The organism is Streptomyces sp. MBT65, from assembly GCF_016612545.1.
In the GTDB taxonomy this organism is placed as follows: Bacteria; Actinomycetota; Actinomycetes; order Streptomycetales; family Streptomycetaceae; genus Streptomyces.
Window position 1 is genome coordinate 1 of the sequence record NZ_JAENRY010000339.1, and the last position, 10,142, is coordinate 10,142.

Below are 10,142 nucleotides of genomic sequence, written 5' to 3' on the forward strand. Positions count from 1 at the left end.
GCGTGGCCTTGGGGTCGGGGAGCGTGGCCGGGGGCAGGAGGGTCGCTTCCTGTGCGGTCGCCTCCTGGGCCGCCGCCGCGCGGAGGGCCTTCTCGACGTCCGCCCGCAGGATCAGCCCGTCCCGCCCGGAACCCGTCAACTCCCGCAGTTCCAGGCCGTTCTCGCGCGCGAGCCGTCGGACGAGGGGCGAGATCACGGGTACGGGACCGTCGCCGCGACCGCCGGTCTCCGGGGCGGGGGCGTCCGCCACCGACGTCACGACGTCCGCCGCCATCCGCCGAACCCTGCGCCGCCGCGCGGGAGGTGCCCCGGTGCCGTAGCCCACCAGCACGTTCCCCGAGCCCTCGGTCTCCGCTTCGGTGTCGGCGGCCGGTGCTCCCACCGCGACCGTCAACAGCGGTGCGCCCACGGGCAGTTCGGCACCCTCCTCGCCGAAGCGGGCCGTGACGACGCCGCCGTAGGGGCAGGGCACCTCGACCATCGCCTTGGCCGTCTCGACCTCGACGACCGGCTGGTCGATGGCGACGACATCGCCGACCTCGACCAGCCAGCGCACGATCTCCGCCTCGGTGAGGCCCTCGCCGAGGTCGGGGGAGCTTGAACTCCAATACCTGTGCCATCAGTTCTCCGCCTCCCACTGCAAGCGGCCCACGGCGTCCAGGATCCGGTCGACGCCGGGCAGGTGGTGCCGCTCCAGCATCGGCGGCGGATACGGGATGTCGAACCCGGCGACGCGCAGCACCGGTGCCTCCAGGTGGTGGAAGCAGCGCTCCGTGACCCGGGCCGCGATCTCGCCGCCCGGGCCGCCGTAGCCGCCCGACTCGTGCACGACGAGGGCGCGGCCGGTGCGCCGTACGGACGCGCAGACCGTCTCGTCGTCGAAGGGCACCAGGGAGCGCAGGTCGACGACCTCGAGGTCCCAGCCCTCGGCGCGGGCCGCCTCGGCGGCTTCGAGACAGACGGGCAGGGAGGGTCCGTAGGTGATGAGGGTGGCGCTGCGGCCGGGGCGGCGGACGACCGCGCGGCCGATCGGGTCGACGGGGGTCGGCTCGTCGGGGTTCCAGGTGTCCTTCGACCAGTACAGGCGCTTGGGCTCCAGGAAGACGACCGGGTCGTCGGAGGCGATGGAGGCGCGCAGCAGGCCGTAGGCGTCGGCGACCGTCGCGGGGGTGACGACGTGCAGGCCCGGGGTCGCCATGTAGTAGGCCTCGGAGGAGTCGCTGTGGTGCTCGACGCCGCCGATGCCGCCGCCGTAGGGGACCCGGACGGTGATCGGAAGGGGCATCGCCCCGCGCGTGCGGTTGCGCATGCGGGAGACGTGGCTGATCAGTTGCTCGAACGCCGGGTAGGCGAAGGCGTCGAACTGCATCTCCACGACCGGGCGCAGGCCGTACATCGCCATGCCGACGGCCGTGCCGAGGATGCCGGCCTCGGCGAGGGGGGTGTCCGTACAGCGGTCCTCGCCGAACTCCTTGGCGAGGCCGTCGGTGACCCGGAAGACGCCGCCGAGGGTGCCGACGTCCTCGCCCATGACGTGCACGGTGGGGTCGGCGGCCATGGCGTCACGCAACGCGCGCGTGAGGGCCTGCGCCATGGTGGCGGGTTTGAGGGCGACGGTGGTCATGAGTGCGTCCCCTCCCGCTCGGCCGCGAGCTCCGCCGCCAACTGTTCGCGCTGTTCGCGCAGTTGGGGGGTGGGCTCGGCGTACACGTCGGCGAACAGGTCCATGGGGTCGAGCACCGGGTCCTGGTTCATGTGCGCGCGCAGCTCGGCCGCCATGGTCTCGGCGGCGTCGCGGGCGGCCTGGATGCCGGCCTCGTCGATGAGCCCGCGCTCGGTCAGCTCGTGCTCCAGGAGGGCGATCGGGTCGTGCGCGCGCCAGGCCTCGACCTCGGTCTCGACGCGGTAGCGGGTCGCGTCGTCGGCGTTGGTGTGGGCCTCGATGCGGTACGTGATCGCCTCGACGAGCGTGGGACCGCCGCCCTCGCGCGCGTGCCGTACGGCGTCGGCCAGGACCTCGTGCACGGCGACCGCGTCGTTGCCGTCGACCAGGCGGCCGGGCATGCCGTAGCCGACGGCCTTGTGGGCCAGGGAGGGGGCCGCGGTCTGCTTGGCGAGGGGGACGGAGATCGCGAAGCCGTTGTTCTGGACCAGGAAGACGACCGGGGCCTGCCAGACGGCGGCGAAGTTCAGTGCCTCGTGGAAGTCGCCCTCGCTGGTGCCGCCGTCGCCGACCATGGCGAGCGCGACCACGTCGTCGCCCTTGAGGCGGGCCGCGTGGGCGAGGCCGACGGCGTGCGGCAGTTGGGTGGCGAGGGGAGTGGAGAGGGGGGCGATGCGGTGCTCGCGCGGGTCGTAGCCGGTGTGCCAGTCGCCGCGCAGCAGGGTGAGGGCCTGCACGGGGTCGAGGCCGCGGGCGACGGCGGCGAGGGTGTCGCGGTAGCTGGGGAAGAGCCAGTCCTGCTCCTGGAGGACCAGCGCGGCGGCGACCTCGCAGGCCTCCTGGCCTGTGGTGGAGGGGTACACGGCGAGCCGGCCCTGCTTGGTGAGGGCGGTGGCCTGCGCGTTGTACCGGCGGCCGCGCACCAGCTCGGCGTACAGCCGGCGCAGCAGTCCGGGGTCGGCCTGCGCGGCCGCCCCGGTGCCGAGCACGCGGTACGGCGCGGCGTCGGGCAGCAGCGGCGCGGGGTCCGTGCGCGGCTGCCAGGCGGGCGGCGGTGTGGGCCGGTACGCGCCCCGCTGCTCCATGACCGTCATGACGGCACCTCCTCGGGGGAGTGGCTCGGAGAGGCGCGTCGGACGTGCCGCGCCTCCCTACCGATTGTTCGGTCGTCGGCACATTTTGGCTACAGGCACCTCCAGGCTGTGGACAAACGGTTCTCCACAACCTGAAATGAACGCAGTACGTCCATGGTAGGGAGGCGGGGGGACATGGCACCTGAACAAATGGCCGAAGGCCCGGACGACAGCAGCGCCCTGCCGTCCCCGCGTCCGCTCGACGCCATCGATCAGGACATCCTGAAGATGCTCCAGGCGGACGGCCGCGCGTCGATAAGGTCGGTCGCCGAACGGGTGCACGTCTCGCGCGCCAACGCCTACGCGCGGATCAACCGGCTCATCGAGGACGGCGTCATCCGCGGCTTCGGCGCCCGGGTCGACCATGAACGCGCGGGGCAGGGCACGTCGGCGTACATCACCCTGAAGATCGTGCAGAACTCCTGGCGCACGGTCCGCGAACAGCTCAGGCTCCTGCCGGGCGCCTCGCACATCGCGCAGGTGGGCGGCGACTTCGACGTGCTGCTCCTGGTGCACACCCTGGACAACCGGGCGCTGCGCGACCTGGTCCTCAACCGGCTCCAGGCGATCCCCGAGGTACTCAGCACACGCACGCTTCTGGTGTTCGAGGAGGAGGACCTGGAGCCCCAGGGCTGACCCGGCCCCTTGGAGGGGCTCAGTTCTGCGCGCGCAGCCCGGAGAACACCAACTGGGCCACTGCGTCGGTCACTTCGCGCTCGCCCATGCCCCGTCCGTCGGGCCGGTACCACTCCACGATGGAGTTGATCATCCCGAAGACGAGCCGGGTCGCGAGCCGTACCTCCACGTCACCGCGCACATCGCCGTCGGCCGCCGCGGCCTTCAGCAGATCGGCCACCCGGTGGTCGAAGTCCCGGCGCCGCTCCAGGGCCCACCGCTCGGCGTCGGTGTTGCCGCGCACCCGCAGCAGCAGCGTCACGTACGGCAGCTCGGAGGTCAGCACCTCGACCATCCGCCGTACGACGTACTCCAGCCGCTCGACGGCGCGCCCCACGCGTGCGTGCTCCTCGTCGAGGATCCCGAAGAGGCCGTCCAGGGCGCGGCTGACCGCGCGGCGCAGCAGCTCCTCCTTGCCGGTGACGTGGTGGTAGATCGACGACTTGGAGATACCGGCCGCCTTGGCGAGGTGCTCCATGGAGGTGCCGTCGTAGCCGCGCTCGATGAAGACCTGGACGGCTACGGAGAGCAGCGTCTCCGGGGTGTACGTGTCGCGCTTGGCGGTGGTCATGGGGTGCCCTCCCGCTTCTCGGTGGCGTACGCGTGGCGGTAGAGCGCGAGGGACGGCGCGTACCGTCCCGACGGGTCACGCAGGTGCAGGTCGTCCAGGAGGTCGTAGGCCCAGCTCCGGCCGAGCCTGCGGCTCCATTCGAACGGACCCAGAGGGTAGTTGACACCCAGCCGCATCGCGGTGTCGATGTCCTCCTCGGTGGCGACGCCCTTGGCCACGGCGTCGTGCGCGAGGTCGACGATCCGGGCCACCATGCGGGCGACGATCATCCCGGGGGCGTCACCTACGACGCTGACGTCCTTGCCGAGCGCCTGGAAGAGACCGATCGCCTCGGTGAGGGTCTGCGAGGCGGTGTCCTGGGAGGCGGACAGGGCGATACGGCCGGCCCTGCGGTAGTCGAGCGCGAGGTCGAAGTAGACGACGTCACGGAACTCGACGGAGGTCTGCCCGTCGGCGAGCGCCAGTTGACCACCACCGGGCAGCACCATCCGGGTGCCGTGGTCCTCTTCCTCCTCGCGGACGACGATGCCCGCCTCGCGGATCAGCGCGACCAGGTCGGCCGCGGGGCCCAGGTCGCCCTCCACGACGACGTACGCGGGCGCCTGAGCCGGTTCCGCGGTGTGCGGCTCGGGCTGCTCGGCGTCGTCCCCGTGGTCGTACCAGCCGTGCCCGGTCTTGCGGCCGAGGCGGCCGGACTCGACCAGCCGGCGCTGCGCGAGCGAGGGCGTGAAGCGCACGTCCTGGAAGAAGGCCTGCCACACGGAGTGCGTGACGGACTCGTTGACGTCCTGCCCGATGAGGTCGGTCAGTTCGAAGGCGCCCATCTTGAAGCCGCCGGCCTCGCGCAGGACGGCGTCGATGGTGGCCGGGTCGGCGGCCTGTGCCTCGTAGACCGCGAAGGCCTCGGCGTAGAAGGGCCGGGCGATGCGGTTGACGATGAAGCCGGGGGTGTCGGCGCAGGCGACGGGGGTCTTGCCCCAGGCCCGGGACATCTCGTACGCGCGCGTGGCCGACGTGACGTCGGTGGCGAACCCGGAGACGACCTCGACGAGCGGCATCAGGGGCGCCGGGTTGAAGAAGTGCAGCCCGACGAAGCGGCCGGGGTTGCGCAGGGCGCCGCCGATGGCCGTCACCGACAGGGACGAGGTGTTGGTGGCGAGCAGACAGTCCTCGCCGACGATGTCCTCCAGGTCCCGCATCAGCTGCTGTTTGACGTCCAGCCGCTCCAGTACGGCCTCGACGACCAGGGTGCAGTCCGCGAGGTCGGTCAGGGCCTCGGCGGGCAGCAGCCGGGCGTGCGCGGCGTCCCGGTCGGCGGCGGTGAGCCGGTCCTTCTCGACCAGCCGGTCGAGCCGGGCGCCGATGGCGTCGGTCGCCTCCCTGGCCCGTCCCGGTACGGCGTCGTACAGCCGTACGACGTGGCCCGCGGTCAGCGCGACCTGGGCGATGCCCTGGCCCATGGTGCCGGTGCCGACGACGGCCACGGGGCTGCTGAGGTCGAGTGCTGTCATGTGCGCGATCCTCCCGCACGGGGTTTTCCACAGATGCGGCGGACCCCCTTGTCCCGACCGATCGTTCGGTTACTCTAACTCTGACCGCCTGTTCCCGCTTCCGATCCTTTCCCTGTTCCCGCCCAGGTCATGAGCTCGCACACGAGTTCTTGAAACGAGGAGTTGGTCCCGCATGGCCGCCGAACCGTCCACGCACGAGCTGATCGCCCGGCACCGGCCGACACTCGACCAGGCGCTGGAAGCGATCCGCACGCGCGCGTACTGGTCCCCGCACCCCGAACACCCGAAGGCCTACGGCGAGCACGGCAGCCTGGACGCGGCGGCGGGCAAGGCCGCCTTCGACGCCCTCCTGGGCACCCGCCTCGACCTCGGCCAGCCCGGCACGGACGACTGGGTGGGCGGCGAAGTCTCGCCGTACGGCGTCGAGTTGGGCGTGACGTACCCGCACGCGGACCTCGACGTGCTGCTGCCGGCCATGCGTGCCGGTCAGCGGGCCTGGCGGGACGCGGGCGCGGAGGCGCGTGCCGTGGTCTCCATCGAGATCCTCAAGCGGATCAGCGACCGGACCCACGAGTTCGCGCACGCGGTCATGCACACCAGCGGCCAGGCCTTCATGATGGCGTTCCAGGCGGGCGGCCCGCACGCACAGGACCGCGGCCTGGAGGCGGTGGCGTACGCGTACGCGGAGCAGGTCCGCACGCCCGCCGTCGCGGAGTGGACCAAGCCCCAGGGCAAGCGCGATCCCCTGGTGATGAACAAGGAGTTCACACCGGTGCCGCGCGGCACCGCCCTGGTCATCGGCTGCAACACCTTCCCGACGTGGAACGGCTATCCGGGCCTGTTCGCCTCCCTCGCCACCGGCAACGCGGTCCTGGTGAAGCCCCACCCGCGCGCGGTGTTGCCGCTCGCGCTCACCGTGCGGATCGCCCACGAGGTCCTCGCCGAGGCCGGCTTCGACCCGAACCTGGTGGCGCTGGCCGCCGAGCGTCCCGGCGAGGGCATCGCCAAGACGCTCGCCACCCGCCCCGAGATCCGGATCATCGACTACACCGGGTCGACCGGTTTCGGCGACTGGCTGGAGGCCAACGCCCGCCAGGCGCAGGTCTACACGGAGAAGGCCGGCGTCAACACGGTGGTCGTCGAGTCGACCGACGACTACAAGGGGATGCTGTCCAACCTCGCCTTCTCCCTGTCCCTGTACAGCGGCCAGATGTGCACCACCCCGCAGAACCTGCTGATCCCCCGCGACGGCATCACCACCGACCAGGGCCCCAGGTCCTACGACGAGGTCGTCGCCGACCTCGCGCGGTCCGTGGACGGTCTCCTGGGCGACGACGCGCGCGCGAACGGTCTGCTCGGCGCCCTGGTCAACCCGGACGTGAAGGCCCGCCTGGAGGCAGCCGCCGGCCTGGGTGAAGTCGCCCTCGCCTCAAGGGAGATCGCCAACCCCGACTTCCCGGACGCGGTCGTCCGCACGCCCGTCATCGTGAAGCTGGACGGGGCCAAGCCGGACGACGAGGCCGCCTACATGAGCGAGTGCTTCGGGCCGGTGTCCTTCGCCGTCGCGGTCGACTCGGCGTCCGACGCGGTGGAGTTGCTGCGGCGGACGGTGCGGGAGAAGGGCGCGATGACCGTCGGGGCGTACACCACCGACGAGGGGGTCGAGAAGGCCGTCGAGGAGGTCTGCCTGGAGGAGGCGGCGCAGTTGTCGCTGAACCTGACGGGTGGGGTGTTCGTCAACCAGACGGCGGCCTTCTCCGACTTCCACGGCTCGGGCGGCAACCCGGCGGCCAACGCGGCGCTGACCGACGGCGCCTTCGTGGCCAACCGCTTCCGGGTCGTCGAGGTACGCCGGGACGCGTAACGGGCCTCCTAGGAGACGAGCGGTGCGCCCCCGAGGGCACTCCAGTGGTACAGGGTCATCGCCACGCTGGTCGCGAGGTTGTAGCTGGAGACCTGGGGGCGCATCGGCAGGGCCACCAAGTGGTCGGTACGCGCGCGTAGTTCGGCCGACAGGCCACTGCGCTCGGAGCCGAAGGCGAGGACGGCGTCGTCCGGGAGCTTGAGCCCCCGGATGTCGTCGCCCTCCGGGTCGAGGGCGAACACCGGACCAGGAGGGAGCTCTTCCACGGTCAGGCGCTCCACGGCGGTCGCGTAGTGCAGGCCCGCTCCGGCGCGTACGACCGTGGGATGCCAGGGGTCGAGCGTCCCGGTGGTGACCACACCGGTCGCTCCGAAGCCGGCGGCGAGCCGGATCACGGCCCCGGCGTTGCCCAGGTTGCGCGGATTGTCGAGGACCACGACGGGCGTACCGCGGGGCGTGTGCGCGAGCTTCTCCAGGTTGGCCTCGCGCGCGGGGCGTACGGCCAGGGCGGCCACCGCCGTGGGGTGGGGGCGCGGCACGAAGGAGCGGTACGTGTCCTCCGGGACCTCGGTCAGCAGCGCGTCCAGGGTGTCCCGTACGTCGGGGGCGAGGTCGGCGGCGAGGGCGAGGGTCGCCCGCCGGTCCGTGGTGACCGCCACCGGGATCTCGGCGCCGAAGCGCAGCGCGTGCTTGAGGGCGTGGAAACCGTCGAGCAGTACGGAGGTGTCGGCGAGCCGGCGCCAGACGGTCGCGGCGGGGTCGGTCATGCGGTGAAGCCTACGGGGCTGGGCTCGGGGTTCTCCGGGGCACGCGGCTCCCCCGGATCCCCGTCCGGCACCGTGGGGCCGCCCCGCGCGAACCACCGTCCACGCGCGCGTGCCGCCCAGCCGCCGAGCCTGCGCAGGAACGACGTCGGCAGGAAGACCGCGTCCGTCGCGATCATCGCCAGGGAGAAGAACGGCAGCCCCAGGAGTACGGCGATCACCGCGTGCTCGGTCATCATCAGGGCCAGCAGGACGTTCTTGACCCGCCGGTTGAAGAGTGTGAACGGGAAGGCGACCTGCACGATCACGGTCCCGTAGGTAACGAGCATCACCATCGTGCCGCTGCCCGCCAACAGGTCGGCGAGGGCGGGCCAGGGCGAGAAGTAGTCGAGGTGGAGCGGGTAGTAGACGGCGGTGCCGTCCTGCCAGCGGGAACCCTGGATCTTGTACCAGCCGGCCGTCGCGTAGATCAGACAGGCCTCGCACGCGATCACGAACAGCGCGCCGTTGTGGATCACGTTCGCGACGACGTCGAGCAGCACCCGGGGCTCGTACGACCTCGCGTACCGCCCGATCGCCCACCACAGGGCCTGCGCCAGCCAGACGCCCCACAGGAGCGCGGGCACGAACCAGCCGCTGTCGAAGCGGCCGGCCGCGGTCACCGCGACGAGCGCCGCGCCGAGCACGATCCACAGGACGGGACCGACCCGGTCGGGAATCCGCTCCCCACGCGCGCGTGCGTCCCGCGTCCGCAGGGCCCGGCGCGCGTCGAGGGACCAGACCTGTCCGCAACGGGTGAACACCAGGTACAGGGACATCAGGTGCAGGACGTTGTCGCCGCCGTCGCCCATGAAGACGCTGCGGTTCTGCAGGGAGAGCACGCCGACCATGAACAGCACGGACATCGTGCGGGTGCGCCAGCCCAGCAGCAGCAGGACGCTCGCCAGTACGGCCAGCGCGTACACCGTCTCGAACCAGAACTGCCCGTCCGACCACATCAGGGCCGTGAACGCGCCGTTGTCCGCGATCAGTTGGTGGGCGAGGTCCCAGCTCCACGGTCCGTCGGGGCCGTAGAGCTCCTGGCGGTGGGGCAGTTCGCGGAGCAGGAACAGCAGCCAGGTGCCGGCGAAGCCGATGCGGATCACGGCGCTCTGGTAGGGGCCGAGGGCCGATTCGGTGACGCGGGCGATGCCTCGGGAGACCGCGAGGGAGAAACCGTTCACCGGATGCCTCCCGCGGCCTCGTCCGCCGGGACCGCCCACCAGGGCAGCAGGCGGTACTGGGGGGTGGTCGACACCTGCTCGTCACTCCACTCGGGCGGGGGCACGTTGGTGGTGCGGGAGCGGACCTGGACGCGCTCGACGACACCGCCCTGCCCGCCGGCCGCGCCGTCCCGGTCCAGGCGCAGGACGACGATGCGCCGCAGATACGTCTCCGCGAGCGTGCCGCGCAGACCCACGGGGCGGTTCTCGGCGTCGTGCGTGGCGGTGAGGAAGTCCCAGGCCCGGCGCAGCTCGTTCTGCTCGGTGTGGCTCGGCAGCAGATTGCCGTCGATGGCGGCACCGTCCTCGGCCGAGAGGTCGTACCAGCCGGTCGTACGGGTCGCGCCGGCCGCGGTACGGACATCCGCGCGCACCTGGACCTCGATGTTCTGCTGCAAGGGGTTAGGCGCGAAGAGCTTCCAGTTCTGCTCGAACTCGGGATAGATCCACTCGTCGATCGCCTTGCCGTGCTGCTTCGTCACCGTGTTCGACGGCGCGACGTGCAGGAACACCATCCCGAGATGGACGAACGCGGCCACCGCGACGACCGCGACCGCCAGCGCGGCACCGATCTGATAGCGCAGGGACAGCGCGGAGACTCCGATCCGGGCGTCCGGGGGATCCTGGGGCGGCTGTGGCTGCGGTTGTATCTGTGGCTCGGGGGGAGGTCTGTCTCTTATACACATCTGACGCCTGCCG

The 10,142-nt window shown here is 71.7% G+C and carries 9 protein-coding genes and 1 pseudogene; 2 read left to right on the top strand and 8 right to left on the bottom strand.

Annotated features, from left to right (window positions below):
* The 3 genes and pseudogenes from JHN63_RS43430 to pdhA all read right to left on the bottom strand — a co-directional run.
* Positions 1–620 (bottom strand): annotated as a pseudogene (locus tag JHN63_RS43430) (biotin/lipoyl-containing protein); the annotation flags it as partial.
* Positions 620–1,624, bottom strand: coding sequence for an alpha-ketoacid dehydrogenase subunit beta (locus JHN63_RS43435; protein ID WP_200690646.1), 1,005 nt, complete (start codon positions 1,622–1,624; stop codon positions 620–622). The pseudogene JHN63_RS43430 and the gene JHN63_RS43435, both read right to left, overlap by 1 nt.
* Positions 1,621–2,757, bottom strand: coding sequence for a pyruvate dehydrogenase (acetyl-transferring) E1 component subunit alpha (gene pdhA / locus JHN63_RS43440; RefSeq protein ID WP_200690647.1), 1,137 nt, complete (start codon positions 2,755–2,757; stop codon positions 1,621–1,623). Before pdhA ends, JHN63_RS43435 begins: the two co-directional genes overlap by 4 nt.
* Positions 2,758–2,946: 189 nt before the next feature.
* On the opposite strand from pdhA, the gene JHN63_RS43445 reads away from it, so the two are divergent.
* Positions 2,947–3,432 carry an Lrp/AsnC family transcriptional regulator gene (locus tag JHN63_RS43445; RefSeq protein ID WP_200690653.1) on the top strand — a complete coding sequence of 162 codons (486 nt, stop codon included), beginning with the start codon at positions 2,947–2,949 and terminating at the stop codon, positions 3,430–3,432.
* A gap of 19 nt (positions 3,433–3,451) precedes the next feature.
* On the opposite strand, the gene JHN63_RS43450 is transcribed toward JHN63_RS43445, so the two are convergent.
* Together JHN63_RS43450 and JHN63_RS43455 are read right to left on the bottom strand one after the other, a co-directional pair.
* Positions 3,452–4,042 (bottom strand): TetR/AcrR family transcriptional regulator, encoded by a 591-nt coding sequence (locus JHN63_RS43450; protein ID WP_200690648.1) that lies wholly within the window; start codon positions 4,040–4,042, stop codon positions 3,452–3,454.
* Positions 4,039–5,553, bottom strand: coding sequence for a 3-hydroxyacyl-CoA dehydrogenase (locus JHN63_RS43455; RefSeq protein ID WP_200690649.1), 1,515 nt, complete (start codon positions 5,551–5,553; stop codon positions 4,039–4,041). Before JHN63_RS43455 ends, JHN63_RS43450 begins: the two co-directional genes overlap by 4 nt.
* Positions 5,554–5,725: 172 nt before the next feature.
* Here JHN63_RS43455 and paaN point away from each other — a divergent pair, with 172 nt between their 5' ends.
* Positions 5,726–7,417, top strand: coding sequence for a phenylacetic acid degradation protein PaaN (gene paaN / locus JHN63_RS43460; RefSeq protein ID WP_200690650.1), 1,692 nt, complete (start codon positions 5,726–5,728; stop codon positions 7,415–7,417).
* Positions 7,418–7,425: 8 nt separating this feature from the next.
* On the opposite strand, the gene JHN63_RS43465 is transcribed toward paaN, so the two are convergent.
* Genes JHN63_RS43465 through JHN63_RS43475 form a run of 3 tightly spaced genes read right to left on the bottom strand, consistent with a single transcriptional unit; the run spans position 7,426 to position 10,129 of the window.
* Complete coding sequence (locus tag JHN63_RS43465) at positions 7,426–8,184, bottom strand: RNA methyltransferase (RefSeq protein WP_200690651.1); 759 nt, start codon at positions 8,182–8,184, stop codon at positions 7,426–7,428.
* Complete coding sequence (locus JHN63_RS43470) at positions 8,181–9,404, bottom strand: HTTM domain-containing protein (RefSeq protein WP_200690652.1); 1,224 nt, start codon at positions 9,402–9,404, stop codon at positions 8,181–8,183. Before JHN63_RS43470 ends, JHN63_RS43465 begins: the two co-directional genes overlap by 4 nt.
* Complete coding sequence (locus JHN63_RS43475) at positions 9,401–10,129, bottom strand: DUF5819 family protein (RefSeq protein WP_234478570.1); 729 nt, start codon at positions 10,127–10,129, stop codon at positions 9,401–9,403. Before JHN63_RS43475 ends, JHN63_RS43470 begins: the two co-directional genes overlap by 4 nt.
* Positions 10,130–10,142 lie beyond the last annotated feature (13 nt).